Consider the following 24,377-nt stretch of genomic DNA (forward strand, 5'->3'; position numbering starts at 1 on the left):
TCCCCCGCAACGCTCACATGCGCGTCCAGTTGATGCTCGGCAGTTCCTCGACGGTATTGTCGGCCGGATTGCGCAGCACGAGGTTCAGGCTGCCGTTCGACTGGCCCATGGCAAAAATCAGCATCTCCGCTTCCGCCGGCGTCACTTCGACGGTGACGTTGTTGTAGGTGCTGTTGGCCTTGGTGACCGCGCCTTCCGCCGTCGTCGCCGCGCCGACGGCCAACACTTTGACATTCTGCAGGAAGGTGCGCGTGACGACGCGGGTGCGCGAGCTGATGCCGAGTTTATAATCCTGCGCCTGTTTGCGGTAGGCATTGACGTCATTCTCGTCGGCGCCCGGATATTGGGTAAGATAGTTCTTCAGCATCTGCTCGACCGGCGAGGGCGGCTGGGCCGGAGCCTGCGGCTGCCCGGCCGCAACAGGCGCTTGCCCGGGGACCGCCGGTGTCTGGCCGGGGGTTCCCGGCTGGGTCGCGGCGGCCGGTGCGACGGGCTCGACCGGCTCATCGACCGTGCCGAGAATATCGACATAGCTGCCCGGCTCGACGAAGTGGCCGACGGCCGCGGCCGCGTTGACGGGAAGGGTGAGCGCCCGTTTACCGGGCGCGATCATCGTCGTCAGGCGGCCACCGTCATTATCGTCGAAATACTGGAAAAGCAGCACCGAGCCGGCCGGAATGTCGGCAGCGGCCGTCCTGTCCTTCAGCCATTCCTGGTAGGCGCTGGCCGCCGGAACGGCGAGCTTGGCAAGCGCCCCGAAGCTTTCCGGCAGCATGACCGGTTCGGCGAGCATGTCGGGCGTGATTGCCTGACCGCGCGTCACCTTCCGGTCCGGCTGGAGCCGCATGAAGGCATAGGCTACCTGCTCGTTCTTGACGCTCTCGGTCCAGAAGTAGAGCAGAACGCCGGTGATGAGCCCGACGATGACGGCCGCAATAAGCTTCCAGTTCATGGTGTTGTTCCCCCTACGAAGGGTTGCCTGATTTGAATGACCTCGACGGTCCGGCCGTCGCTCTTGCTGCTGGTGTAGAGAACATTGGCCTCGACGCTGCCGCGCCGGCCGTAAAGGGCAGTGACCCCGCCGCGCTGAGCCGGCGGCGCCTCGATGGTGAAGCCGTCACGGGTGAGAAGCTCGGCGCGCGCATCCGACCAGCGCACGGCCGACAGCGAGCCTTTCGAGACGACCGTGCGCGACGTATGGCCCTTGTCGCGGTCGCCGATATCGCTCAGCACCTCGACACCGGCCGGCGGACGCAGCGACGGCGGCAGCTTGCCGACATCGGCGGGTGCTGCAAAGGCCGGCAGCGACGACGCCACGTCCTCGAAGCGGGTCATCAGCACCTCGGTCACCGGCGCGCCGGCGGGCCTGCGGATCATGATCGAGACGCCGGGGATCGGCGCTCTTGCCGAAGGATTTGCCGCGTCCTGCCGTCGGAGATAATCGAGCGCTGCCTCGCCGTCGCCATCGAAGAAGCGAACCACCACGGCAAGATCGTCGCGGATGCGGCTTACCTTCGGGACGATCAGCATATTGGCGGCGATGACGGCAGTCAGTTCTTCCCTGTCGTTGCTTTTCGGCAGGGCAGGGCGGGTATTGACGGCCAGCACCCGCAGCCATTCGTCGGTGATATCGGAAATGCTGCGATCGCTCTGGTAGGGCGTGAATTCGAGCGGCTGGCCGTTAATGACCAGATCGCGCGGCGCCCGCTCCGGCGCGCCGAGAATGCCGGCCAGCATCGAATTCAGCGTCGCCCGGAAATCCTTGTAGACCTCGGCGCGGCCCGGCGTGGCCGCGACTATGGCGACAAGCCCGATACCGAACGCGGTCGCCAGCAGATGAACGGAGATGCGCGCGCCCTGTCTCATCTTATTTCGCTCCCGGAAAGACGCCATCGAACAGATCGCCGGAATCGTCGGCCACATCGCGGATTTCCCGGCGCAGCGTCGGGTCGTAGCCGCGGCGCGTCGTATCGTTGTTGTGCGAGGCAAACAGCGTTGCATCGTCGACCGTGAAGGCATCCTTCCAGCGGATGCTCCTGATGGTATCGAGATCGTCGGAATCCCTGAATTTGTAGACGCGATCAGCCGTCGCGGTGACCAGCTGCGGCTTTTCATTGGCGAGGTCGCCGACCATGTCGCCGAAGTCGCGGCCATCGCTTTTCAGGGTGTTCTGCACGTCGTCCCAGACGAAGGTGCGCTGCGGGTCGCCGTCGCCCTCATGCGAGGGCGTGCGCGAGCAGCTCATGGCATCGCGTCCGGGCAGCGCCGGCAGAGAGGGGAGTGGAAAGACGTTCGAGAAATCCGAGGTGCAGTCCAGTCCATTCGCCTCGGCGAAGGCGGCGTTGCGCATCGCCAGCATGGTGCCCACCTTCTTGGTGGAGATCCTGTTGGCATGGATCATGAAGATCACGATCAGCAGGATGACGGGTGCGGCGAGCACGAATTCGATCGAGGCGAGACCCCGCCTGTCGCGGTGCAGCCGCATCATCAGGCCGCCGGCTGGGGCGCCGCGGGCATCTTCAGTGTGTGTTGACGGCAGCCCAGGCATTGGCTCCTCCCTTGTCGAAGACGCGGGTCAGGCCGGTGAAACTATCGGCGGCCGGGCTCTGCTTGATGGTGTTCGAAACCTCGCCGGTATCGTCGGCGAGCGTGGCCGGCGCAAGCGATGCGAGCCAGTCCTGCGTATAGAGATCGAAGGCCGTATAATTGTGGACCCAGCTCTGCGCGAGCGCATAGGCGGATGGCGTCTTGTCCTTGAAGATGCGGATCTGCAGCCGGGCCCGCGGCGCACGCGAAACGATCGCCAGCGTCTGATAGTCGTCGAGCTGCTCGCCGCCGAAGGGCGTGAAGTTGAAGGGGATGCGGCCCTTCAGCCAGTAAGGCTTGGGGAAGGAGATGACCGGCAGGGCGGCACCCGCCACCGAGATCGCCCCACCGGCCGGCCCGCAGACCTGGTTCCAGATCATGTCGAACTTGCGGGTGAAATCGTTCTCGTCCTTTGTCTGTGAGTCGGAATAACGCGGCGGCACGTCGATCGGCAGCTGGAAGGGGTTGGTGACGCCGAAGCCGACACCGAAGACCTTGTCCGCCAGCCAAAAGCTGACATCGAGCGCTGCTTCTTCCAGCCAGCTGAGATCGCCGGCATATTGTTCGACGATCGCCTTGAAAGGCACCTTGCTCAGGTAAGCTGGGCCGAAGGCTTCGTAAAAGATGTAGAAGTTCACCAGCGTATTGTCGATGCCGCTCTTGTGGTTGACGAAGTCGCGGATATGGCTGCCGTCGACGCCGCCTGCGGTCAGCGGACCCTTGCCGTTGGGGAAGCCGCGATTGGCGAATTCGCCGCGCATCAGGAATGGATCCTGTCCCTCGGTGCCCCTGCTCATCGCAAGGCACATTTCAGCATAGGCCGCAGCGGGATTGACGCCGTCGCGATCGACCGGCAGGTTGCCGCCGGCACCTTCTCCGGCGTCGTTGCAGGATTCGCACGGCGGATGGAAGACGACATGATCCGCCTTGTTCAGGCGCACCAGATGCAAGGCTTCGTTGCCGACGCGCTGCGGAAAGCTCTCGACGAGGTAGTCGTTGAGATCGTTCATGCCGTCGATGATGTCGCTGGACTTGTTGATCAGGCCCCAGGGATCATAATCGATCTGTGCTTTTACCGTGTATGCGATGGCAATGGTGGCTTCGGTCGCCCGGAACCCCTGAAACGCCAGGCAAGCGCCGTAAATGATGCCGCCGACGATCGGGACTTTCTGCCAGCCCGGGCAATAGGGCATCGGCGGCATCGGCGGCAAGAGGGACGCCGGGCCGAAGCCCTCGGTGAAGGAATATTCGGCAAGTTTCGCCAGAATGGCGGTCGAGCGCAGGGCCAATTCCGCCGTGGTCAGCTGGAAGGCGACCGAGGTCGCCATGACGACGGTTGCCTGCGAGGAGGCGACGTTGTTCATCGCCATGATGTTGAGATAACGCGCTTCCCAGTCGGCATGGACGAGCGCGGCGGCGTCGGCCGTGTCCTGCGTGCGCTGCTTGTCGTAGATCATCTGTCCCGTGTTCAGGATCCAGACGATCATCAGGGCAAGCGCGATGGTCATGTAGAGAATGATCGGCGACAGGAAGCCGCGTTCGTCGCGGTGCAGGCGCTGGATGAGGGTCGGTGTCATAGCAGGTTCACCTCCGCCTTCGAGATCGTGTAATAGCGGCCGTCTTTCCTCTGGCCGCGGGCAAAGACCCAGCCGGCATATTCGAGCAGCAGGAAGCGCGCTTCGACCTTGGCGGTCACCGGCACCTGCGGCGAGCGGTTGATGGCGGCATAGAGCGCCATCGGCGCGCGGTCGACGGTCACGGTGACGTTCTGCGGGTCGAACATGTAGCGGGCCTGGTTGCGCATCGCCCGCCAGTTCTTCGAAAGGCCGGAGGCATCGGCAAGGCTTTTCAGCGCTTCTTCCGGCGGCTGGCAGGCGCCGACACATTTCAGCTGGTCGTAGGGAGCGGCCGGAATCAGCGCCAGGCGGGCGGCAAGATCGGCTTTCCCAGGAGCGGCATCGTCATCGCAGGTCTTGACGTCGATGAAGCTCCGGATAGTGATCGGCAGGGCCGGGCAGAAATAGACGCGGGCACTGCGGGCCGCCGCATAGGCGGCATAATGGGTGAAGAGGTGGTTTTTCGCCAGGATCGCGAACTGGAACACCACGAACATGAAGAAGACGAAGACCGGCGTGACGAGCACGAAATCCATCATTGTGGTGCTGCCGGAGCTATCGCCGTGCAGCTCCGATATCCGGCGCCGGCGGGCGGAAAGCCGCGGCAGCAGCAGCATCGAGGCAAGCAGGATCATCGCGATCGCAAAGGTGCCGAAGAGCGCGCCGTGATCCTCAGGGATCCAGAAGGTCCGTGAGTGCAGGATCGAACTCCAGAAGGCACCGTCGAAGAGGGGGCGTTCGAGTTCAGCGCGCATTGCCGTTACCTCACGAGTGAAAGAGGGGTGAAATCAGGCATGAATAGGCACCAGAAAAGCCCGAGAGCCGCGGCAACGCCGAAGCGGACGGTATGATGTGTCTCGCGCGGCTTCAACACCGAAGCGGCGTCGCGGAAACCGGCAGGCAGCAGCAGGGCGAACAGTCCGACGTTCCTGGCCAGCACGCTCCACTGAACACGCCGCGCCATCGAGAACAGGGCGATCACGCCGCCGACCATCAGCGATGCGAGCGTCACGTCGATGGCGGGCCAGAGGCCGAGAATGGCGCCGAGCGCCGCCATCAGCTTGACATCGCCGCCGCCGCAGCTTCCGGCTGCGAAGGCGATGATGAAGATCATGCCGGCCGCAATGAGGCCGGCAAAGGCAAGGCCGATCCCTGCCAGACCGCCGCTGACTGCCGCCAGCATGAAGCCGGCAAGCAGGCAGGGATAGGTCACGGCGTTCGGGATGTGACCCTGGCGGTGATCGAGCACCGCCGCGGTCGTGGCGCAGGCGACGGCAAGAGCCGCCGCCGCAGGCATGAGGGTCAGATCGTAGGTCATATCCATGACACGGGATCCGCTTATTGACCCGGCTCGGGAATTCTCTCAGCGTCGGAGAGAGCCGTGTTCTTTTCGTTGAACCATTCGCCGATCTGTTTGCCGAATGCGAGCAGGAGCAGCATCAGCGGAATGACGATCAGGGCGACGGCGAGGACGATCTGGGCCATGTCGCCACGTTCGTCCTGGTGAAGTGCAATTGCGAGAGTCTTGAGTTTTCCAAACATCTGCGTATTCCTCGTTCCTAGGTTTGTTTCGGATCGAAGACCTGAGAGAAGATTACCAAGCATACGGTATCGATCCGAACCAGCACGTTGCTCGTTCCAATGATATGTTCTGCTTCAGCTTTTCTTCCCCGGCGGCCAACGCTTGTTGAGCAACACCATTAAGACCCAAGAGTGCGCCCAAGGCCAGCCCTCCGTCAAGCAAACGGAACGAAGGGTTCCAATTGTCTTGGAGGCGTCTCTTGATGAAACGGAGTTGACGGCGGTAATTTTCAACTAACCGCCTGAAGACGCTATAGTTTTACCCCGAAGAAGCAACTTTGCGACGGCTTTGCCAACTGTCGCCGACTGCCCCATAATTGGTCAATTCTTTCAAGGCGATAGAATAGACGGCATGACGCGCGCGCTATCGGCCGCTCGCGCGGGACGCGGCCATGGCGTTGCTTGGCGATCTGGATTAAGCTTCTCCGACATTATGGGCCTCGCCCTTCAGTCGTTCCGGAGAAACGAACCATGGAAACGATGAGCAGCATCCTGATACTTGCATTGGTCCTCATTCCATTGATGATGTTCTTTCCAACCGCAGTTCAAATGATGGCGACACTGTTCGGCATGAGCACGGTTCTGGTGGGGATGCCGCTCTGATGAAGGCCGTATCCGACGACGCCGCCGAACAGGCGACCTTCCAGGTCCTGACCCGGGCGCTGGACAAGCTCTTGGGCCCGATCCGCTTCCTGCTCGAGGATCCGAGCGTGTCGGAAATCTTGATCAACGGGACATCCGACATCTTCGTCGAAAGGCGCGGCAAGCTCGAACGCGCCGATACGCGTTTTGCCAGCCGCGAGGATCTGGAATCGGCCGCGCGCAGCATCGCGCAATTCTCCGGCAAACGGCTGACGCCGGAGGAGCCGAGCGTCGAGGCCCGCCTGCCGGACGGTTCGCGCGTGCAGATGATCCAGCCGCCGGCCGCCCGCACCGGGCTCTGCATCTCCATCCGCCGTTTCTTGAAAGAACATCGCAGCATCCGCGATCTCGTCACCCAGGGCAGCCTGACCGAGGCGTCGCTGTCGCTGCTGCAGGCAGCCGTCGGGCTGCAGAAGAACGTCATCATTTCAGGCGGCACCGGCACCGGCAAGACGACGATGCTGAACGCGCTGTCGGAAGCCTTTGCCGACCACGAGCGCATCATCGTCATCGAGGACACCTCGGAACTGCAGATCCGCAAGGAGCATGTCGTCTATCTCGAAGTGACGAAGCCCGACCGTTTCGGCCGCGGCGGCGCCAGCATCCGCGACCTCTTCCGCTCGTCGCTGCGCATGCGGCCCGATCGCATCATCGTCGGCGAGTGCCGCGGCGGCGAAGCACTCGATATGATCCAGGCGATGACCTCGGGCCATAGCGGCAGCCTGTCGACGGTGCATGCCAACACGCCCTATGACGCCCTGCACCGGCTGGAAACGCTGGCGCTGATGTCGGATATCGACATGCCGCTCCGGCCGCTGCGCGCCCAGATCGCCTCGGCGGTCGACGTCGTCGTCCAGATCGCCCGCTTCAAGCGCACCGGACGACGCCGGGTGATCGAGATTTCCGAGATCAAGGGCCTGAACAATGACGGCCAGTATATCGTTGAGAGCATCTATAAGCTCGAAGGTGACGGCCACTCCAATCCCGACGGCGCACTGCTGTGGACCGGCGTGGTGCCGAGCTTTGCTGCCGATGCGATGGAAGAGCTGCAAGGTGCAGAGCGCGCCGAATGGATGACGCCCGCCGCGCGGGAAACGGCTTGAAGCCCATCGCCGGGCACCAGTTGGTGGAAAGCGGGTCAGGATTTGCCGTCAGGCGATACCCAGAAAAACGGCGAGCGATCTTGTGACCGCCAAGAGAGCATCGTCTTCCAGGCGGCCGATTATCGGGCCTATTCGATCCCGTTTCACGGACATGATTTTATCCACCATCACTTGCGAGACTTTGCGCAAACCGCTGAGTGCTGTCGGCTCGATGGTTGGCCGAATAATCGGCGCATCGATGAGCGTGCCTGATATCAGCAGCACGGTGACCGTGCCCGTTGCGTCGAATTGATCTGCTTGGATGATAAGCGCCGGACGAGGCTTGCCGAAATCGCCGGTGATGGCGACGGTTACGATGTCACCGCGCCTCACGCCTCACCTTCGGGGTCCAGATCGGCGAGTGCGGCATCGAGGAAATCCTGCAAATCGCGATCTCCGGCGTCGGCAAGGGCTGCCTGAACGGACTGACGATGGCATTCCTCGGCAAAACCGGGGCGACGGGTATCGGGCACCCATATTTGCACGGGACGCAGCCCAGCAGCCCGCAAGGCCTCGCGGCGCTTTTGAACTCTTTCGTTGACCGGCGTTGCCATGATTGGCTCCATTAAAGCATGTCGCGCAAAAGTGTGCAGCGGTTTTGCGGCAACGACATGCGTAAAAATAAAAACCTAAAGCGCAACGTCGAATCTGATAGATCGCGACGCGCTGCAGGGCGTTACATGTAACATAGGAGCCTGGTATTGCCGTGTCAATGTCCGGCGGCTGGGCTGCGCGGGCATATGGATAGAGATGCAATTGGCCTGGTGTTGGCTGGACGAACGGCAGGCCTATACGCCGCCGTCCTTCTCGGCGCTCGCCGCCATATCGCAAAGCTCGTCCCAGAGGCTTTCGGCGAAGCTGCGCGGCACCGTCAGCTCGAAGCTGTCATTGCCGGTGCGGACGATCTGCACGGAGATTTGGCCGACCATCGTCATTGCCGAGCTACCTTCCGGGAAGACGGAAGGGTCGAGATCGACGGCGGTGCCCTTTGAAAGAAGCAGGCGCGAAGACCGACCGGACACGCCGATGCGGACGCGCCCGTGGCTCTGGTCCATGACGAAGGCTTTTCCGGCAAGTGCCGTCGTCAGCACATCGAGACCGGCGGGCGGAAGCGGCGCGTCGCCGGCGACGAACCATTGGCGGAAGCCGGCCGTGCGGATCGAACTGTTTGCAAGGCCCGCTTTGACCAGTTCGGCGGCCAGCGCCGCCGGCTGGATCGCGCCGAGCACGTGCAGCAGATGGCCTTCCGGCAAGGCTTCCAGCCGGAGGCCGGATCCTGCCATGCCGTTATATCGAGCGCCGGCGAGAACCGGTCTGTGCTGGGGAAGATCAGGCATGGAGCTTCTCGTTTTCAGGATCGACAAAGACGGGATGGCAGAGCACCGCATCGGTGAATTCATTGCGCAGGCCGTTCCAGACCGTCACCTTCTCACCGATGCGTTCCGGCCCGCGCGTGACCAGCGCCAGGCCGATGGTATGGCCGAGCGTCGGCGAAAAGGCGCTTGAGGAGACATAGCCCTGGTCGTTTTCGAGCGTCGCAGCAGCGCCTTCGGCAAGGATATGCGAGCCGGTGCGGAAGCCGCTTGCCGGGTTCAACGGCTTGACGCCGACGAGGCGCGGCCGCTCGGGATCCTGCAGGCCTTCGCGGGCGAGCATCGCCTTGCCGATGAAATCCGGCTTGGTCGATGAAACCATGCGGCCGAAACCCAGATCGCCCGGGGTGACCGTGCCGTTGATCTCGGCATGGGTGACGTGGCCCTTTTCGATGCGCAGGACGCCGAGCGCTTCGGCGCCATAGGCGCAGATACCGTGTTTTTCGCCTGATGCCATGACGGCGTCGGCAACGCTCTCACCGTAGCCAGCCGGCACGGCCAGCTCGTAGGCGAGTTCGCCGGAGAAGGAGATCCGGAACAGCCGGCCTTCGAGGCGGCCTGCGAATAGCGACACCTTGCGGGCGCTCATGAAGGGGAAGGCCGCATCGGAGATGTCCTCGTCGACGATCTCGGCGAGGATGGCGCGGGACTTCGGCCCGGCAACGGCCATCTGCGCCCATTGATCTGTGGAAGAGGCGAAGCAGACGTCGAGTTCCGGCCAGAGCGTCTGGGCGCAGAATTCGAGATGGGTGAGCACGCCGGCGGCAAGCGCCGTCGTCGTCGTCATGAAGAAATGCTCGTCGCTGAAGCGGCTGGTGGTGCCGTCGTCATAGATGAAGCCGTCCTCGCGCAGCATGATGCCGTAACGCGCCTTGCCCAGAGCAAGCTTGGCGAAGCCGTTGCAATAGACCCGGTCGAGGAAGGTCGCAGCGTCGCGGCCGAAAATTTCGATCTTGCCAAGGGTCGAGACGTCGCAGAGGCCCGCATTTTTGCGGATGTTCAGCACTTCGCGGTCGACGCTGTCGCGCCATGTCGCCTCACCTGCGCGCGGGAACCAGGAAGACCGGTACCAGAGGCCGGTTTCGACGAAGACCGCGCCGTTCTTCTCGGCCCAGCCATGCAGCGGCGATTTGCGCCCCGGCTGGAAATGTTTGCCGCGCGATGTTCCGGTCAGAGCGCCGAAGGAAACCGGCGTATAGAAGGGCCGGAAGGTCGTCGTTCCCACCTCGGCCGGCGACACGCCGCGCGCCTCGGCCAGAATGCCGATGGCGTTGATGTTGGACAGCTTGCCCTGGTCGGTCGCCATGCCTGATGTCGTATACCGCTTGGCAAGCTCGACATGGCCGTAGCCTTCGCGCACGGCAAGCCCGAGGTCCTTGAGATGCACGTCGTTCTGATAGTCGACGAAAGCCTTGCCCTTCGAGCCCTTGACCGACCAGAGCGGCTTTGTGAGTGCCGCGGTCTCCGAGGGCGCGGTAAAGGCCGGTTCCGCCGCTGCAAAGCCGATCGCCTTCAGGGCGGCCGTCGCCTTTGCGGCGCCATCGCCGAGGCAGGCCGCGGTTTCAGGGAGGCCTGCAGCCGAACCGGCAACGGCAAGACCGTCCTGCGCGACCGGTGCCAGAAATGCCGAAGCTTCGTCCGACCATTGCGGCTTGCCGCCGCGATGGCAGGCAAGGTGGATGATCGGGCTCCAGCCGCCCGACATGGCAAGCGCATCGGCGTCGATGCGGCGGGTGCCGTTTGCGGTTTCGACGCTGACGCCGTTGAGGCGCTGGCCACCAAAAGCGTCGATCACCCGGGCGCCCTTGAGCACCTCGGCGCGGCCCTGCCAGCCCTTGCCCGCATCGGCGCGGCTGTCGACGATCGCCGCGACCTGAAGGCCGGCGGCTTCAAGGTCGGCGGCGGTGCGGTAACCAGAATCGTTGGTGGTGAATATTACCGTGCTTTTGCCTGGCGCCACGGCCTGCCGATTGAGATAGCTGCGCATGGCGCCAGCCATCATCACGCCTGGTATATCGTTGCCGCCGAAGACCAGCGGCCGTTCCTCGGCGCCTGTCGCCAGGATCGCCTGGCGGGCGACGATGCGCCACAAGCGTTCGACCGGGCGTTCCGGATCGGGCAGCGCCACATGCTTCTGCACGCGTTCGACGGCGCCGAAGACATTGTCGTCGTACCAGCCGAAGACGGTCATGCGCGGCAGGCGGCGCACATTTTCCAGCCCTTCGAGTTCGGCCAGCAGCTCGTTGAGAAGCGCGTCCGCCGGCTTGTCCTCGACAGTGCCGCGGGAAAGCAGGCTGCCGCCGAGTTCGGGGCCTTCGTCGGCGAGGATGACGCGGGCGCCGGCGCGGCCGGCGGTTAGTGCTGCGGCAAGACCGGCGGGACCGGCGCCGATCACCAGCAGATCGCAATGCGCCCAGCATTTCTCGTAGGCATCGGGGTCAGCCTCATAGGAAGCTCTGCCGAGGCCCGCCGCCTTGCGGATCACCGGCTCGTAGAGCTTTTCCCACAGCGCTGCCGGCCACATGAAGGTCTTGTAGTAGAAGCCGGCGCTGAGGAAAGGCGAGAGCAGGCCGTTGACGGCGCCGACATCGAAACCGAGCGAGGGCCAGCGGTTCTGGCTCTTGGCCGCCAGCCCCTCATAAAGCTCGATCATCGTCGCGCGCGTATTCGGTTCGGTGCGCCCGCCGCTGCCTGTCGTCACCAGCGCGTTCGGTTCGGCAGCCCCGGCCGTCAGAATGCCGCGCGGGCGATGATATTTAAAACTGCGGCCGACGAGCTGGATGCCGTTGGCAAGCAGCGCCGAGGCGAGCGTATCACCCGGATGGCCTGCGAGAACCTTGCCGTCAAAAGTGAAGCCGAGTGTCGTGGCGCGGTCGATGCGGCCGCCGGAGGCAAGACGGAAGCTCGTCATGCCAGATCCCCGCCAAGCTTCGAAAGCGCGGCATCCCTGACGCCATGAACCACATGGGTGACGGTATCACGTTCGACGATCAGCCAACGGCGGCAGCCGGAGGAATGATGCCAGTATTCGCTGTGGCTGCCGCGCGGATTGTCGCGCAGATAGACATAGTCGAACCAGGCCTCCGCACCGGCATCCGGCGCCGGTCGAGCCAGGCCCGCATCGCCGCGGATCGAAAATTCCTCCTTGGGCCGGGCGCCGCAATGGGGACATGAAATCAGGCTTGCCATCGTTAGATGTCCTCAGTGCAGATTGGGCTGGGCGCCGACGCCCTTTTCGTCGATCGGATAGCCGCGGGCGAACCGGTCGAGCCGGAAGGCGCGGGCGGTTTGATGCGGCGTGTTGCGGGTGATCAGATGGGCGTAGCAGAAGCCGGAGGCCGGCGTCGCCTTGAAGCCGCCGTAACACCAGCCGGCATTGAGATAGAGATTGTCTATATGGGTGCGGTCGATGATCGGCGAGCCGTCCATGCTCATGTCCATCACCCCGCCCCAGGAGCGCAGGTAACGCACCCGCGACAGGGATGGGATCATCGCCAGCCCGGCTTCGGCGACATGCTCGACCGAGGCCAGATTGCCGCGCTGGGCATAGGAATTATAACCGTCGATATCGCCACCGAAGACGAGCCCGCCCTTGTCCGACTGCGAGACGTAAAAATGGCCGGCGCCGAAGGTGACGACATTGTCGATGAAGGGTTTCAGTCCTTCGGAGACGAAGGCCTGCAGCACATGGCTTTCGATCGGCAGGCGAAGGCCGGCCATGTCGGCAACGACGGTAGAATTGCCGGCCGCTGCCAGCGCCAGCTTGCCGCATCCGATGAAACCCCGGCTGGTCTCGACGCCGGTGACCTGACCGTTTTCGCTGCGGATGCCGGTCACTTCGCACTGGGTGATGATGTCGACGCCGCGGCTGTCGGCGCCGCGCGCATAACCCCAGGCGACCGCATCGTGGCGCACCGTGCCGCCGCGCGGTTGGTACAAAGCACCCATCACCGGGAAACGGGCATTGTCGAAATCGAGGAAGGGCAGTTTTTTGCGCACCGCCTGCCGGTCGAGAAGCTCGGCGTCGACGCCGTGCAGCCGCATGGCGTTGCCGCGGCGCGTATAGGCGTCGCGCTGCGCATCGGAATGGAAGAGATTGAGAACGCCGCGCTGCGAGACCATGGCATTGAAGTTGAAGTCCTGCTCCAAGCCTTCCCAAAGCTTCATCGACAGTTCGTAGAAAGGATTGTTGCCGGGCAGCAGGTAGTTCGAGCGAATGATCGTCGTGTTCCTGCCGATGTTGCCGGAGCCGAGATAACCCTTTTCAAGGACAGCGACATTGGTGATGCCGAATTCCTTGGCGAGATAATAGGCGGTGGCAAGGCCGTGACCGCCGCCGCCGACGATGATGACGTCGTAATGCGGCTTCGGCGCCGGGTCGCGCCAGGCGGGCGCCCAGCCTTTGTTGCCGCGAAGGCCGTTGAGAAAAATCGAAAGAGCGGAATAGCGCATGGGTCAATCCGAATGGAACGACCGCATGATGCCAGAAAGGAGACGTTCGACTTGCGCTATAAGGACATGAATGGTTAGAAAAGAGACATGTCCTCGCCCGATAGTAAAAATGTCCAGGAAATCGGCTTCATCCTGATACCGGGATTCGCGCTGATGTCCTATGCCTCGGCGACCGAGCCGCTCAGGGCGGCAAACCTTCTGGCCGGACGAGAAATCTATCGGCTGTCGATCTTTTCGCCGGACGGAGGGCCGGCGCTCTCCTCTTCAGGCGTCAGCGTGCCCGCCGAACCCCTTCCGGCCAGAGGTTCCGGCCTCGGCATGGCCTTCGTCTGCGCCGGCGGCTTGCCGCGCGACTGGCGTTATCCCGGCGTGCTTGCCTGCCTCAGGCAGTTGTCGCGCGAGGGTGTGAGGATCGGCGGCATTTCGGGCGGTCCCTATCTGATGGCTGCCGCCGGACTGCTGGTCGGCCGCGATTTTACCATCCACTGGGAACATGCGGCCGCCCTGCTCGAGACCTTTCCGGAGCTTACGCCACGCCAAGCGCGCTTCATGATCGACGGCAACCGCATCACCTGCGGCGGCGGCATCGCACCGCTCGATATGATGCATGTGCTGATCGCCGAGCGCATGGGACCTGATTTTGCCCGCCGCGTCAGCGACTGGTATCTTCACACCGAGGTCAACGAGCCCGCCGCCCCCCAGCGCGCCTCGCTCGCCGAGCGCTACGGCGTCCACCATCCCGGGCTGCTCAGCGTTCTCGAACGGATGGAGGAGACGATCGAAATGCCGCTCGACCGCGCCGCCATGGCGCGCATCGCCGGCGTCACCGTCCGCCATCTCGACCGGCTCTTTTCCGCCCATCTTAAAACCAGCTTCCTCGATCAGTACCACAGGATCAGGCTGCAGCACGCCCAACGCCTGCTGAAGCAGAGCCCGCTTTCCGTCTCAGAGATCGCCGTTGCCACCGGCTTTTCCAGTCTTAGCCACTTTTCCCGGATGTTCCGCGCCGTCTACGGCATCGCTCCGCGTGAGGCGCGGCGGGAATAGGTTTTCTTCACGGTTGAGAAAATTTCACTAGGGCGATAGGGTTGCCTCTGAACAACGCGAAGGCGGCAGCATGAAATCCAAGCTTGAAGCGGCGAAGCAACCGGAACAGGCGCATAGCGAACGCGCTCCCTTTTCCCAGGATCCGCACGCTGTTCGCGAGCCGAAGGAAAACAACCTCGAAATGGCGATCGGCCATGAGGTGCGCGCCTACCGCAAGAAACTCGGCATCACGGTGACCGATCTGGCGGCCGCGACCGGCATTTCGCTCGGCATGCTGTCGAAGATCGAGAACGGCAACATCTCGCCGTCGCTGACGACGCTGCAATCGCTGTCGCGGGCGCTCGGCGTGCCGATGACCGCCTTTTTCCGCCGCTTTGAGGAACCGCGCAATGCCGTCTTCGTCAAGGCGGGGCAGGGCATCGAGCTCGAACGGCGCGGCACGCGCGCCGGCCATCAATATAATCTGCTCGGCCACATCGACAACAATACCAGCGGCGTCATCGTCGAACCCTATCTCATCACGCTGACGGCCGATTCCGACACCTTCCCGACCTTCCAGCACGAGGGCATGGAATTTCTCTACATGCTCGAAGGCGAGGTCATCTACCGCCATGGCGATCAGCTTTTCCAGATGCAGCCGGGCGACAGCCTGTTCTTCGATGCCGATGCGCCGCATGGCCCGGAACAACTGGTGGAACTGCCGAGCAAATACCTCTCGATCATCAGCTATCCCCAGCAGAATTCCAGAAGCTGACTTGCCTTAAAAGAAAAATTTATTCTTCCTAGTTGAAGTCCTGAAATAGTCCTGCTAGTCCTTTCTCACCATGAACGGAGGCACACGCTATGTGCGGCATTGTTGGATTGTTCCTCAAGGACAAGAGCCTTGAACCTCAGCTGGGAAATCTGCTCTCGGATATGCTGATCACCATGACGGATCGCGGACCGGACTCAGCCGGAATCGCAATCTATGGCGGCTCCACCGAGGGAAAAGCGAAGATTACCATCCAGTCCGCCAACCCCGGCGTGGACTTCGAAGGCCTCGCCGCTGACCTTGCGAAGGCTGGCATCAGAGCCGAGGTGTCGATCAAGAGCACGCATGCGGTCATCGAGCTGGATGCCTCCAAGCTTGGAACCGTGCGCAAGGCGCTCGAAGAGATCCGCCCGACGGTCCGCCTGATGGGATCGGGCGAAAGCGTCGAAATCTACAAGGAAATCGGTCTTCCGAAAGACGTCGTGAAGCGGTTCGATGTCCGCGCCATGGGCGGCACCCACGGCATCGGCCATACCCGCATGGCGACGGAATCCGCGGTCACCACACTCGGCGCCCATCCGTTCTCGACCGGCGCCGACCAGTGCTTGGTGCACAACGGCTCGCTGTCCAACCACAACAACCTGCGCCGCGAACTGGTTCGCGAAGGCATGACCTTCGAGACGCAGAACGATTCCGAAGTCGCCGCCGCCTATCTGACGGCCGAAATGGCCAAGGGCAAGGATCTCGGTGAGGCCCTGACCGGCGCGCTCGACGATCTCGACGGTTTCTTCACCTTCGTCGTCGGCACCAAGTCCGGCTTCGGGGTGGTGCGCGACCCGATCGCCTGCAAGCCCGCCGTAATGGCCGAGACCGACCAATATGTCGCCTTCGGCTCGGAATACCGCGCGCTGGTCAATCTTCCAGGCATCGAGAACGCCCGTGTCTGGGAGCCGGAGCCGGCCACCGTTTACTTCTGGGATCACGACAAGGCTGCCTGAGGGGCGCCTGAATGCAGGAGCGGGTCAGACCGTCTCCCGGACCAACGAGGATGCAATGCCGACATTCGATCTTTCCAACACCCCTCTTCGCGAACTGAACAGCGCGCTGCACGCCCTTTCCAAAGGTGCCAACGACACTGAATTCGAGGTCATCAACCCGCGCGGCAGTCATTCCGTTGCCGTCGGTATCGACAGCCCCGTCACGGTCGCCGTCAAAGGATCGGTCGGTTATTACTGCGCCGGCATGAATGACGGCGGCAGGGTCACGGTCCACGGTTCGGCCGGTCCGGGCGTTGCCGAAAACATGATGTCGGGCACTGTCGTCATCGAGGGCGACGCCAGCCAGTATGCCGGCGCCACCGGCCGCGGCGGCCTGCTCGTCATCAAGGGCAATGCGGCGTCGCGCTGCGGCATTTCGATGAAGGGCATCGACATCGTCGTTCATGGCAGCATCGGCCACATGTCGGCCTTCATGGGCCAGTCCGGCCATCTCGTCGTACTCGGCGACGCCGGCGAAGCGCTGGGGGATTCGCTCTACGAAGCCAAGCTTTTTGTCCGCGGCGAAGTCAAGAGCCTGGGATCCGACTGCATCGAGAAAGAGATGCGGCCGGAGCATCTGGAAAAGCTTGCCGAGCTGCTCGATAAAGCAGGCGTGACGGACGTCAGGCCCGAAGAGTTCAAGCGCTACGGCTCGGCTCGCAAGCTCTACAATTTCAACATCGACAACGCCGACGCGTACTGAGGCGAGGGACCCCCATGAGCTATCACAATCCTTATACCCCGCCACGCAAGTCCGCGACCTTCGATGACTATACGCTTGCCGAAATCCGCCGGGCGGCCGCGACCGGGATCTATGACATCCGCGGCGCCGGCACCAAGCGCAAGGTTCCGCATTTCGACGATCTGCTGTTTCTCGGCGCCTCGATCTCGCGCTACCCGCTCGAAGGTTATCGCGAGAAGTGCGACACGACAGTCGTGCTCGGCTCACGTTTCGCCAAGAAGCCGATCACGCTCAAGACGCCGATCACCATTGCCGGCATGAGCTTCGGCGCGCTATCCGGCAACGCCAAGGAAGCGCTCGGCCGCGGTGCGACCATCGCCGGCACCTCGACCACGACAGGCGACGGCGGCATGACCGATGAGGAACGCGGCCATTCGCAAACGCTGGTCTACCAATATCTGCCCTCCCGCTACGGCATGAATCCGAAGGATTTGCGCCGCGCCGATGCCATCGAAGTCGTGGTCGGCCAGGGCGCCAAGCCCGGCGGCGGCGGCATGCTGCTCGGCCAGAAGATCTCCGACCGCGTTGCCAATATGCGCAACCTGCCAAAGGGCATCGACCAGCGCTCGGCCTGCCGCCATCCGGACTGGACCGGCCCCGATGATCTGGAAATCAAGATCATGGAGCTGCGCGAAATCACCGATTGGGAAAAGCCGATCTACGTCAAGGTCGGTGGCGCGCGTCCCTATTACGACACCGCTCTTGCCGTGAAGGCCGGCGCCGACGTCGTCGTGCTCGACGGCATGCAGGGCGGCACGGCGGCCACGCAGGACGTCTTCATCGAGAATGTCGGCATGCCGACACTCGCCTGCATTCGTCCGGCGGTCCAGGCGTTGCAGGATCTCGGCATGCATCGCAAGGTGCAGCTGATCGTTTCGGGCGGCATCCGCTCGGGCGCCGACGTCGCCAAGGCGCTGGCGCTCGGCGCCGACGCGGTCGCGATCGGCACGGCGGCACTTGTTGCCATCGGCGATAACGATCCGCACTGGGAAGAAGAATATCAAAAGCTCGGCACGACGGCCGGCGCCTATGACGACTGGCATGAAGGCAAGGATCCGGCCGGCATCACCACCCAGGATCCGGAGCTCGCAAAGCGCCTTGATCCGGTTGCGGCCGGCCGCCGCCTTGCCAACTACCTCAAGGTGATGACGCTCGAGGCGCAGACGATCGCGCGTGCCTGCGGCAAGAACCACCTCCATAACCTCGAGCCGGAAGACCTCGTTGCATTGACGATCGAGGCATCGGCCATGGCGCAAGTGCCGCTCGCCGGCACCAACTGGATCCCCGGCAAGACCGGTTTTTAAAAAAACATCAGCCGGGCGCGTTTGGGAGGATGCGGCCGGCTTCATCATCAAGTGTCTGAGATCAATACAAGGGGACAAACGTGACACTGGATCTCTCGCAATACGCCTCCGAAAAAGGCATCAAATATTTCATGATCAGCTACACGGACCTGTTCGGCGCCCAACGCGCCAAGCTGGTCCCGGCGCAAGCCATTGCCGATATGCAGAAAGACGGCGCGGGCTTTGCGGGTTTTGCAACCTGGCTCGATCTGACGCCGGCCCATCCCGACCTGTTCGCGGTTCCCGATGCGTCCTCGGTCATCCAACTCCCATGGAAGAAAGACGTCGCATGGGTCGCAGCCGACTGCGTCATGGACGATCAGCCCGTCGAACAGGCGCCACGTGTGCTGCTGAAAAAGCTGGTTGCTGAGGCTGCGAAAGAAGGGCTGCGGGTAAAAACCGGCGTGGAACCCGAGTTCTTTCTGATCTCTGCGGATGGTTCGGTGATTTCGGACCAGTTCGATACCGCCGAAAAACCGTGCTACGATCAGCAGGCCGTGATGCGTCGCTATGATGTCATCGCCGAGATCTGCGACTACATGCTCGAGCTCGGCTGGAAGCCCTATCAGAACGACCACGAGGATGCGAACGGCCAGTTCGAGATGAACTGGGAATATGACGACGTGCTTCAGACCGCAGACAAACACTCCTTCTTCAAGTTCATGGTCAAGTCGGTCGCCGAAAAGCATGGCCTTCGCGCCACCTTCATGCCGAAGCCCTTCATGGGCCTGACCGGAAACGGCTGCCACGCCCACATCTCGGTTTGGGACATCGATGGCAAGGTCAACGCCTTCGCCGACAAGGAAATGGCCTTTGGGCTCTCGGCTCAGGGCAAGACCTTCCTCGGCGGCATTATGAAACATGCCTCGGCGCTTGCCGCGGTCACCAATCCGACGGTCAATTCCTACAAGCGCATCAACGCGCCGCGCACCACCTCAGGCGCCACCTGGTCGCCGAACACCGTGACCTGGACGGGCAATAACCGCACCCACATGGTGCGCGTGCCGGGACCGGGACGTTTCGAACTGCGCCTGCCTGATGGAGCGGTCAATCCCTATCTGCTGCAGGCGATCATCATTGCCGCCGGCCTTAACGGCATCCGCAGCCAGGCAGACCCCGGCCGGCACTATGATATCGACATGTATGCCGAGGGGCATCTGGTGAAGGACGCGCCGCGCCTGCCGCTCAACCTCCTAGATGCGCTGCGTGCCTATGATGCCGACGAGGGCCTGAAGCAGGCGATGGGGGCGGAATTTTCCGCCGCCTATCTAAAGCTCAAGCATCGGGAATGGAATGCCTACTGCTCGCATTTCACCCAGTGGGAACGCGACAGCACGCTCGACATCTGAGCGGCCGACGGATGTCTTCGAGACCGCCGACACGCCGGGCTGACAAGCTCGGCGTGATCGCATCCTCGGCACTTGATCTCGTGAAGGAAAAGACAGCATGAAGAACGTCGTACTCACCGTATCCTGCAAGTCGACGCGCGGCATCGTGGCGGCGATTTCGAGTTATCTGGCGGAGAAGGGCTGCAACATCATCGATAGCTCGCAGTTCGACGATCTCGATACCGGAAAATTCTTCATGCGCGTCTCCTTCATCTCGGAGGAGGGTCTGTCCGGCACCGAGATCGGCGCCGATTTTTCACCGGTCGCCGCCCCCTTTTCGATGGATTACGAATTCCACGACAGCGAGAAGCGCATGAAGGTGCTGCTGATGGTGTCGCGCTTCGGCCATTGTCTCAACGACCTGCTCTATCGCTGGAAGATCGGCGCCCTGCCGATCGATATCGTCGGCGTCGTCTCCAACCATTTCGACTACCAGAAGGTCGTGGTCAACCACGACATTCCCTTCCACCATATTCCGGTCACCAAGGCTAACAAGGTTCAGGCCGAAGCCCGTATCATGGAGGTGGCCGAGCAGACCGGCACCGAGCTGATCGTGCTCGCCCGCTACATGCAGATCCTCTCGGACGAGATGTGCCAGAAGATGTCGGGCAAGATCATCAACATCCACCATTCCTTCCTGCCGAGCTTCAAGGGCGCCAACCCCTACAAGCAGGCCTATGGCCGCGGCGTCAAGCTGATCGGGGCAACCGCCCATTACGTCACCGCCGATCTCGACGAAGGCCCGATCATCGAGCAGGACACGGCGCGCATCACCCATGCGCAGTCGCCCGACGACTATGTCTCGATCGGCCGCGATGTCGAAAGCCAGGTGCTGGCCCGGGCCATCCACGCCCATATTCACCATCGCACCTTCATCAACGGCAACCGCACCGTGGTCTTCCCGGCAAGCCCCGGCAGCTACGCCTCCGAACGCATGGGCTGAGAGATGGTTGAGGTCATCGACGGCAAGAACGTAGCTGCATCGGTCATTCAGACGGTCAAGAGTGCGACGGCAGCGCTGGAAAAGAGCAGCGGCGTCACCACCGGTCTTGCGGTCGTCATCGTCGGCGACGATCCGGCAAGCCACGCCTATGTCGGCTCGAAGGGCCGCATGGCCAAGGAATGCGGCTTCAAATCCGTCCAGCACACGCTGCCGGCCGAGACCAGCCAAGAGGAGCTGGCAGCCCTCGTCGCCACCCTCAACGCCGATCCGTCGATCCACGGCATCCTGGTGCAATTGCCCCTGCCGAAGCCGCTCGACAGCGAGCCGATCATCCAGTCGATCCTGCCGGAAAAGGATGTCGATGGCCTCAGCATCGCCAATGCCGGCAAGCTTGCCATCGGCGACCTGAAGACCGGACTGGTTTCCTGCACGCCGGCCGGCGCCATGGTCTTCGTCCGCCGCACCCATGGCGAGGACCTCTCCGGCCTCAACGCCGTCGTTATCGGCCGCTCCAACCTGTTCGGAAAGCCGATGGCGCAATTGCTGCTCAACGCCAATGCGACGGTGACGATCGCCCATTCGAGAACCAAGAACCTCGCCGAGGTCTGCCGCAACGCCGATATCCTGGTCGCCGCCGTCGGCCGGCCGGAGATGGTCAGGGCCGATTGGGTCAAGCCGGGTGCGACGGTCATCGACGTCGGCATCAACCGCGTGGCAGCCCCCGAAAGAGGCGAGGGCAAGACCCGGCTGGTCGGCGACGTCGCCTTCGCTGAGGTCTCCGAAGTCGCCAGCACCATCACTCCCGTTCCCGGCGGCGTCGGGCCGATGACCATCGCCATGCTGATGGCCAATACCGTCATCGCCGCCCATCGCACTGCCGGGCAGACGCCGCCGAAGTTTTGATTGGAATGCCGCCGGGCGGGCTTGCCATGGCGCGAAAGGCTTATATACTCAGGAAATAAATATTCCGTAGAAGAAATAAGAGGGAACGGAAATGGCTCTATCATGGCGTTTCTCCGTGTTAGCGGATCGGCATCGCGCTCTGGGATCGAAGCTTGAGGACTGGAGCGGCATGGGGACCGCCTGGACCTACGACAAGGACATGTCGGAAGAGCATGTCGCGGTCCGCACCAAGGCCGGCATCATGGATGTATCGGGCCTGAAGAAGGTGCATCTGGTCGGCCCGCACGCCATCGCCGTTCTCGACGCCATGACCACCCGCGACCTGACCAAGATCTACCCCGGCCGCTCGGTCTATGCGACCATGCTGAACGAGCGCGGCCATTTCACCGACGATTGCATCGTCTATCGCACCGGCCCGAACGCCTGGATGCTGGTACACGGCTCCGGTTCCGGCCACGAGGAGATCGTCAGGCAGGCGGCAGGCCGAAATTGCGCCGTGCTCTTCGACGACGACCTGCATGACCTGTCGCTGCAGGGTCCCCTGGCGGTCGACTATCTCGCCAAATACGTGCCGGGCATCCGCGATCTCAAATATTTCCACCACATGCAGACGACACTGTTCGGCGCGCCTGTGATGATCTCGCGCACCGGCTATACCGGCGAACGCGGCTACGAGATCTTCGTGCGCGGCCAGGACGCCGTCATGGTCTGGGACCGGATCGTCGAGGAAGGCAAGGAAATGGGCATCATCCCTTGCTGCTTCTCCGTACTCGACATGCTGCGCGTCGAAAGCTACCTGCTGTTCTATCCCTACGACAATTCGCAGATGTATCCCTTCGCCGATCAGCCGCCCGGCGACAGCCTCTGGGAACTCGGCCTCGACTTCACCGTCAGCCCCGGCAAGACGGGCTTCCGCGGTGCGGAGGAACATGCCCGCCTCAAGGGCAAGGAACGCTTCAAGATCTTCGGCATGCTGATCGATGCCGATGGACCCGCCGATCTCGGCGACGAGGTTTTTGCCGACGGCAAAAAGGTTGGCGTCATTACCTGCCCGAGCTATTCGTCGCTGACGAAGAAATCCATGGCGATTGCCCGTCTCGACGTTGACAAGGCGGTGCATGGGACGAAACTCGAAGTCCGCGGCAAGACCGTGAAGGCAAGCGCCACTGCCCACACGCTCCCCTTCGACGACCCGGAGAAGAAGAAGAGGACTGCCGTAGGTTAAGGAGCACGCGAATGCTCGTTGCAGGCATCAAGAGCCGACCAGTCTATACGGGCCTGATCATCCAGCCGAACGCCCGGCGGCACATTTTCGCGCTCGAAGGGGAGGGTGCCAAGGCTCTCCTCGACCAGCGGGCAGCACTTGACGAAACCGCCCTCTCCCGCAGCGAAATCCTCTATGTCGCCCGCGGCTCGCAAGGCTCCGGCCTGGACGAGGCACTGCGCCACCTCGGCGCCGACATGTTCTTCACGGCCCCGACGATCGCAACACTGCTCTTCCGATTGAAGGGCTCGCTTGCCACAGCCCATATGGGCACCCGGCTTTATATAGCGGGCACGGAAGGCTTCATCGGCCAGGCAATGCTGATGGCGCTCGATTACGGCATGGACCACGCCTCCGTCATCACCGAACACCGCGGGTCGCTTGCTAGGCGCGTGCAATGCGTCCACTGCAAGGGCACGACCGACGACGTCACCGCCAGTCCCTTTACCTGCAGCCATTGCGGATTGACGCTTCTGGTGCGCGATCATTATTCGCGCCGGCTCGCCGCCTTCCAGGGCGTCAATATCGATGCAGAAGAACCGGGCAGCGCGCCCGACCCCGAGGAGTTGTTTCTTTGAGCGGCGGCACAGAAATTCCCGTCCGCGTGGCGCGGATCACCCCGATCGCCGAACGCGTCAAACGTTTCCGCTTCGAGCGCCTCGACGGCAAGCCGATGCCTTATTTTTCCGGCGGCGCGCATATCATCGTCTCGATGAACGATGGCGGTCATATGCGCCGCAACGCCTATTCACTGATGTCGCCGCCGCATGATTGCGCAGCCTATGAGATCAGCGTGCTGCATGTCGAGGATTCACGCGGCGGCTCCACCTTCATGCATGAGAAGGTGAGCGAAGGCGACGAGTTGAAGGTCAGCTACCCCGTCAACCTCTTCCAGCCGGACTGGCGCGGGCGCAAACATCTGCTGATCGCCGGCGGCATCGGCATTACCCCCTTCATCGCGATGATGGAGCAATTTTCCCGCGAGGGCGCCAATTTCGAGCTGCATTATGCCATCCGCACGCGTGATCGCGGCGCCTACTGGCGGGAACTGCTGGAGCGCTACGGCCCCCATCGCATCAAGATCCATTGCGACGCAGAAGGCGCCGCCATCCCCCTGACGCGCCTGCTCGACAGCCAGCCGCTCGGCACGCATCTTTATGTCTGCGGCCCCTCCGGGATGATCGACGGCGTGCTGAAAGCCGGCATCAGCGCCGGCTGGCCGGAACAGAGCCTGCATTCCGAACGGTTCCTCTCCTCGCTGCCCGGCAAGCCCTTCACGATCGAACTTCTGCGCTCGGGCAAGACGGTGAAAGTCGGTCATCACGAAAGCATGCTGGAGGCGATCGAAGCGGCGGGCGTCGACGCGCCCTTCCTCTGTCGCGGCGGCGCCTGCGGTCAATGCGAAACTGCGGTCGCCGTCTGCGAGGGCAAGCTGCTGCACAATGACGTTTACCTCACAGGCGAAGAAAAAGCATCCGGACGCAAGGTGATGATCTGCGTTTCCCGCTTCGAGGGAAACATCCTGCATCTCGATCTTTGACGCCACAGGAAAAAGCACAAACAGGAG

Annotated in this window: 24 protein-coding genes and 1 pseudogene; 12 read left to right on the plus strand and 13 right to left on the minus strand. The window is 62.7% G+C overall.

Annotation, left to right across the window (positions count from 1 at the left end; translation table 11 throughout):
* Nucleotides 1-13: 13 nt before the first annotated feature.
* The 7 genes from FHX14_RS01150 to FHX14_RS01180 are packed head-to-tail and all read right to left on the minus strand — an operon-like array spanning nucleotide 14 to nucleotide 5,744.
* Nucleotides 14-952, minus strand: a complete 939-nt coding sequence (locus tag FHX14_RS01150; RefSeq protein WP_003594907.1) for an RcpC/CpaB family pilus assembly protein — start codon at nucleotides 950-952, stop codon at nucleotides 14-16.
* Nucleotides 949-1,866, minus strand: a complete 918-nt coding sequence (locus FHX14_RS01155) for a hypothetical protein (protein WP_184375556.1) — start codon at nucleotides 1,864-1,866, stop codon at nucleotides 949-951. Before FHX14_RS01155 ends, FHX14_RS01150 begins: the two co-directional genes overlap by 4 nt.
* A gap of 1 nt (nucleotide 1,867) precedes the next feature.
* Nucleotides 1,868-2,548 carry a TadE family protein gene (locus FHX14_RS01160; protein ID WP_184375558.1) on the minus strand — a complete coding sequence of 227 codons (681 nt, stop codon included), beginning with the start codon at nucleotides 2,546-2,548 and terminating at the stop codon, nucleotides 1,868-1,870.
* On the minus strand, nucleotides 2,520-4,163 hold the full coding sequence (locus FHX14_RS01165) for a Tad domain-containing protein (protein ID WP_184375560.1): 1,644 nt from the start codon (nucleotides 4,161-4,163) through the stop codon (nucleotides 2,520-2,522). Before FHX14_RS01165 ends, FHX14_RS01160 begins: the two co-directional genes overlap by 29 nt.
* A complete protein-coding gene (locus FHX14_RS01170; RefSeq protein WP_184375561.1) occupies nucleotides 4,160-4,957 on the minus strand; it encodes a TadE/TadG family type IV pilus assembly protein in 798 nt (265 codons plus the stop codon). The genes FHX14_RS01165 and FHX14_RS01170 overlap by 4 nt, the downstream gene beginning before the upstream one ends.
* A gap of 5 nt (nucleotides 4,958-4,962) precedes the next feature.
* Nucleotides 4,963-5,526, minus strand: coding sequence for a prepilin peptidase (locus FHX14_RS01175; protein WP_184375563.1), 564 nt, complete (start codon nucleotides 5,524-5,526; stop codon nucleotides 4,963-4,965).
* A 14-nt stretch (nucleotides 5,527-5,540) separates the two neighbouring features.
* Nucleotides 5,541-5,744 (minus strand): hypothetical protein, encoded by a 204-nt coding sequence (locus FHX14_RS01180; protein WP_003563674.1) that lies wholly within the window; start codon nucleotides 5,742-5,744, stop codon nucleotides 5,541-5,543.
* A gap of 391 nt (nucleotides 5,745-6,135) precedes the next feature.
* Between FHX14_RS01180 and FHX14_RS01185 the strand changes: the two are divergent.
* Nucleotides 6,136-7,528 (plus strand): annotated as a pseudogene (locus FHX14_RS01185) (ATPase, T2SS/T4P/T4SS family).
* A 48-nt stretch (nucleotides 7,529-7,576) separates the two neighbouring features.
* On the opposite strand, the gene FHX14_RS01190 reads toward FHX14_RS01185, so the two are convergent.
* The 6 genes from FHX14_RS01190 to FHX14_RS01215 all read right to left on the minus strand — a co-directional run bounded on the left by FHX14_RS01190 (nucleotide 7,577) and on the right by FHX14_RS01215 (nucleotide 13,392).
* Nucleotides 7,577-7,900 (minus strand): type II toxin-antitoxin system PemK/MazF family toxin, encoded by a 324-nt coding sequence (locus FHX14_RS01190; RefSeq protein ID WP_184375566.1) that lies wholly within the window; start codon nucleotides 7,898-7,900, stop codon nucleotides 7,577-7,579.
* Nucleotides 7,897-8,121 carry an antitoxin MazE family protein gene (locus FHX14_RS01195; protein ID WP_184375568.1) on the minus strand — a complete coding sequence of 75 codons (225 nt, stop codon included), beginning with the start codon at nucleotides 8,119-8,121 and terminating at the stop codon, nucleotides 7,897-7,899. The genes FHX14_RS01190 and FHX14_RS01195 overlap by 4 nt, the downstream gene beginning before the upstream one ends.
* 234 nt (nucleotides 8,122-8,355) lie before the next feature.
* On the minus strand, nucleotides 8,356-8,904 hold the full coding sequence (locus FHX14_RS01200; protein ID WP_184375570.1) for a sarcosine oxidase subunit gamma family protein: 549 nt from the start codon (nucleotides 8,902-8,904) through the stop codon (nucleotides 8,356-8,358).
* Nucleotides 8,897-11,851 carry a sarcosine oxidase subunit alpha family protein gene (locus FHX14_RS01205; protein ID WP_184375571.1) on the minus strand — a complete coding sequence of 985 codons (2,955 nt, stop codon included), beginning with the start codon at nucleotides 11,849-11,851 and terminating at the stop codon, nucleotides 8,897-8,899. Before FHX14_RS01205 ends, FHX14_RS01200 begins: the two co-directional genes overlap by 8 nt.
* Nucleotides 11,848-12,129 (minus strand): sarcosine oxidase subunit delta, encoded by a 282-nt coding sequence (locus FHX14_RS01210; RefSeq protein WP_003594885.1) that lies wholly within the window; start codon nucleotides 12,127-12,129, stop codon nucleotides 11,848-11,850. Before FHX14_RS01210 ends, FHX14_RS01205 begins: the two co-directional genes overlap by 4 nt.
* A gap of 12 nt (nucleotides 12,130-12,141) precedes the next feature.
* A complete protein-coding gene (locus FHX14_RS01215; RefSeq protein ID WP_184375573.1) occupies nucleotides 12,142-13,392 on the minus strand; it encodes a sarcosine oxidase subunit beta family protein in 1,251 nt (416 codons plus the stop codon).
* 87 nt (nucleotides 13,393-13,479) lie between these two features.
* Here FHX14_RS01215 and FHX14_RS01220 point away from each other — a divergent pair, with 87 nt between their 5' ends.
* The 11 genes from FHX14_RS01220 to FHX14_RS01270 all read left to right on the plus strand — a co-directional run bounded on the left by FHX14_RS01220 (nucleotide 13,480) and on the right by FHX14_RS01270 (nucleotide 24,350).
* The gene (locus tag FHX14_RS01220) at nucleotides 13,480-14,439 is read left to right on the plus strand and encodes a GlxA family transcriptional regulator (RefSeq protein WP_184375574.1); all 960 of its coding nucleotides are present in this window, start codon (nucleotides 13,480-13,482) and stop codon (nucleotides 14,437-14,439) included.
* A gap of 70 nt (nucleotides 14,440-14,509) precedes the next feature.
* A complete protein-coding gene (locus FHX14_RS01225) occupies nucleotides 14,510-15,193 on the plus strand; it encodes a helix-turn-helix domain-containing protein (RefSeq protein ID WP_003594880.1) in 684 nt (227 codons plus the stop codon).
* Nucleotides 15,194-15,282: 89 nt separating this feature from the next.
* Nucleotides 15,283-16,188, plus strand: a complete 906-nt coding sequence (locus tag FHX14_RS01230) for a glutamine amidotransferase family protein (protein ID WP_003594878.1) — start codon at nucleotides 15,283-15,285, stop codon at nucleotides 16,186-16,188.
* A gap of 55 nt (nucleotides 16,189-16,243) precedes the next feature.
* Complete coding sequence (locus FHX14_RS01235; RefSeq protein WP_003594875.1) at nucleotides 16,244-16,930, plus strand: GXGXG domain-containing protein; 687 nt, start codon at nucleotides 16,244-16,246, stop codon at nucleotides 16,928-16,930.
* A gap of 14 nt (nucleotides 16,931-16,944) precedes the next feature.
* Complete coding sequence (locus FHX14_RS01240) at nucleotides 16,945-18,273, plus strand: FMN-binding glutamate synthase family protein (RefSeq protein ID WP_003594873.1); 1,329 nt, start codon at nucleotides 16,945-16,947, stop codon at nucleotides 18,271-18,273.
* 80 nt (nucleotides 18,274-18,353) lie between these two features.
* Nucleotides 18,354-19,661, plus strand: coding sequence for a type III glutamate--ammonia ligase (glnT, locus tag FHX14_RS01245; RefSeq protein ID WP_012555031.1), 1,308 nt, complete (start codon nucleotides 18,354-18,356; stop codon nucleotides 19,659-19,661).
* A gap of 97 nt (nucleotides 19,662-19,758) precedes the next feature.
* Nucleotides 19,759-20,643 (plus strand): formyltetrahydrofolate deformylase, encoded by an 885-nt coding sequence (purU, locus tag FHX14_RS01250; protein ID WP_003594869.1) that lies wholly within the window; start codon nucleotides 19,759-19,761, stop codon nucleotides 20,641-20,643.
* A 3-nt stretch (nucleotides 20,644-20,646) separates the two neighbouring features.
* On the plus strand, nucleotides 20,647-21,546 hold the full coding sequence (gene folD, locus FHX14_RS01255; RefSeq protein WP_184375576.1) for a bifunctional methylenetetrahydrofolate dehydrogenase/methenyltetrahydrofolate cyclohydrolase FolD: 900 nt from the start codon (nucleotides 20,647-20,649) through the stop codon (nucleotides 21,544-21,546).
* Between the two features lie 91 nt (nucleotides 21,547-21,637).
* A complete protein-coding gene (locus tag FHX14_RS01260; RefSeq protein WP_003594865.1) occupies nucleotides 21,638-22,771 on the plus strand; it encodes an aminomethyltransferase family protein in 1,134 nt (377 codons plus the stop codon).
* 11 nt (nucleotides 22,772-22,782) lie between these two features.
* The gene (locus tag FHX14_RS01265) at nucleotides 22,783-23,388 is read left to right on the plus strand and encodes a dimethylamine monooxygenase subunit DmmA family protein (RefSeq protein ID WP_003594863.1); all 606 of its coding nucleotides are present in this window, start codon (nucleotides 22,783-22,785) and stop codon (nucleotides 23,386-23,388) included.
* The gene (locus FHX14_RS01270) at nucleotides 23,385-24,350 is read left to right on the plus strand and encodes a PDR/VanB family oxidoreductase (protein WP_003594861.1); all 966 of its coding nucleotides are present in this window, start codon (nucleotides 23,385-23,387) and stop codon (nucleotides 24,348-24,350) included. Before FHX14_RS01265 ends, FHX14_RS01270 begins: the two co-directional genes overlap by 4 nt.
* Nucleotides 24,351-24,377: the final 27 nt, after the last annotated feature.

Origin of the sequence: Rhizobium sp. BK619, from assembly GCF_014195245.1 — a bacterium.
Lineage (GTDB): Bacteria > Pseudomonadota > Alphaproteobacteria > Rhizobiales > Rhizobiaceae > Rhizobium > Rhizobium acidisoli.

Excerpts from the sequence above, each read along its gene's own strand:
- FHX14_RS01150 (WP_003594907.1), bottom strand. The coding sequence starts at position 952 with ATGAACTGGAAGCTTATTGCGGCCGTCATCGTCGGGCTCATCACCGGC.
- FHX14_RS01195 (WP_184375568.1), bottom strand. The coding sequence starts at position 8,121 with ATGGCAACGCCGGTCAACGAAAGAGTTCAAAAGCGCCGCGAGGCCTTG.
- FHX14_RS01210 (WP_003594885.1), bottom strand. The coding sequence starts at position 12,129 with ATGGCAAGCCTGATTTCATGTCCCCATTGCGGCGCCCGGCCCAAGGAG.
- FHX14_RS01240 (WP_003594873.1), top strand. The coding sequence starts at position 16,945 with ATGAGCTATCACAATCCTTATACCCCGCCACGCAAGTCCGCGACCTTC.
- FHX14_RS01165 (WP_184375560.1), bottom strand. The coding sequence starts at position 4,163 with ATGACACCGACCCTCATCCAGCGCCTGCACCGCGACGAACGCGGCTTC.
- FHX14_RS01265 (WP_003594863.1), top strand. The coding sequence starts at position 22,783 with ATGCTCGTTGCAGGCATCAAGAGCCGACCAGTCTATACGGGCCTGATC.
- FHX14_RS01155 (WP_184375556.1), bottom strand. The coding sequence starts at position 1,866 with ATGAGACAGGGCGCGCGCATCTCCGTTCATCTGCTGGCGACCGCGTTC.
- FHX14_RS01225 (WP_003594880.1), top strand. The coding sequence starts at position 14,510 with ATGAAATCCAAGCTTGAAGCGGCGAAGCAACCGGAACAGGCGCATAGC.
- purU (WP_003594869.1), top strand. The coding sequence starts at position 19,759 with ATGAAGAACGTCGTACTCACCGTATCCTGCAAGTCGACGCGCGGCATC.
- FHX14_RS01160 (WP_184375558.1), bottom strand. The coding sequence starts at position 2,548 with ATGCCTGGGCTGCCGTCAACACACACTGAAGATGCCCGCGGCGCCCCA.
- FHX14_RS01235 (WP_003594875.1), top strand. The coding sequence starts at position 16,244 with ATGCCGACATTCGATCTTTCCAACACCCCTCTTCGCGAACTGAACAGC.
- FHX14_RS01200 (WP_184375570.1), bottom strand. The coding sequence starts at position 8,904 with ATGCCTGATCTTCCCCAGCACAGACCGGTTCTCGCCGGCGCTCGATAT.
- FHX14_RS01220 (WP_184375574.1), top strand. The coding sequence starts at position 13,480 with ATGTCCTCGCCCGATAGTAAAAATGTCCAGGAAATCGGCTTCATCCTG.
- folD (WP_184375576.1), top strand. The coding sequence starts at position 20,647 with ATGGTTGAGGTCATCGACGGCAAGAACGTAGCTGCATCGGTCATTCAG.
- FHX14_RS01180 (WP_003563674.1), bottom strand. The coding sequence starts at position 5,744 with ATGTTTGGAAAACTCAAGACTCTCGCAATTGCACTTCACCAGGACGAA.
- FHX14_RS01215 (WP_184375573.1), bottom strand. The coding sequence starts at position 13,392 with ATGCGCTATTCCGCTCTTTCGATTTTTCTCAACGGCCTTCGCGGCAAC.
- FHX14_RS01175 (WP_184375563.1), bottom strand. The coding sequence starts at position 5,526 with ATGGATATGACCTACGATCTGACCCTCATGCCTGCGGCGGCGGCTCTT.
- FHX14_RS01205 (WP_184375571.1), bottom strand. The coding sequence starts at position 11,851 with ATGACGAGCTTCCGTCTTGCCTCCGGCGGCCGCATCGACCGCGCCACG.
- FHX14_RS01230 (WP_003594878.1), top strand. The coding sequence starts at position 15,283 with ATGTGCGGCATTGTTGGATTGTTCCTCAAGGACAAGAGCCTTGAACCT.
- FHX14_RS01260 (WP_003594865.1), top strand. The coding sequence starts at position 21,638 with ATGGCTCTATCATGGCGTTTCTCCGTGTTAGCGGATCGGCATCGCGCT.
- FHX14_RS01170 (WP_184375561.1), bottom strand. The coding sequence starts at position 4,957 with ATGCGCGCTGAACTCGAACGCCCCCTCTTCGACGGTGCCTTCTGGAGT.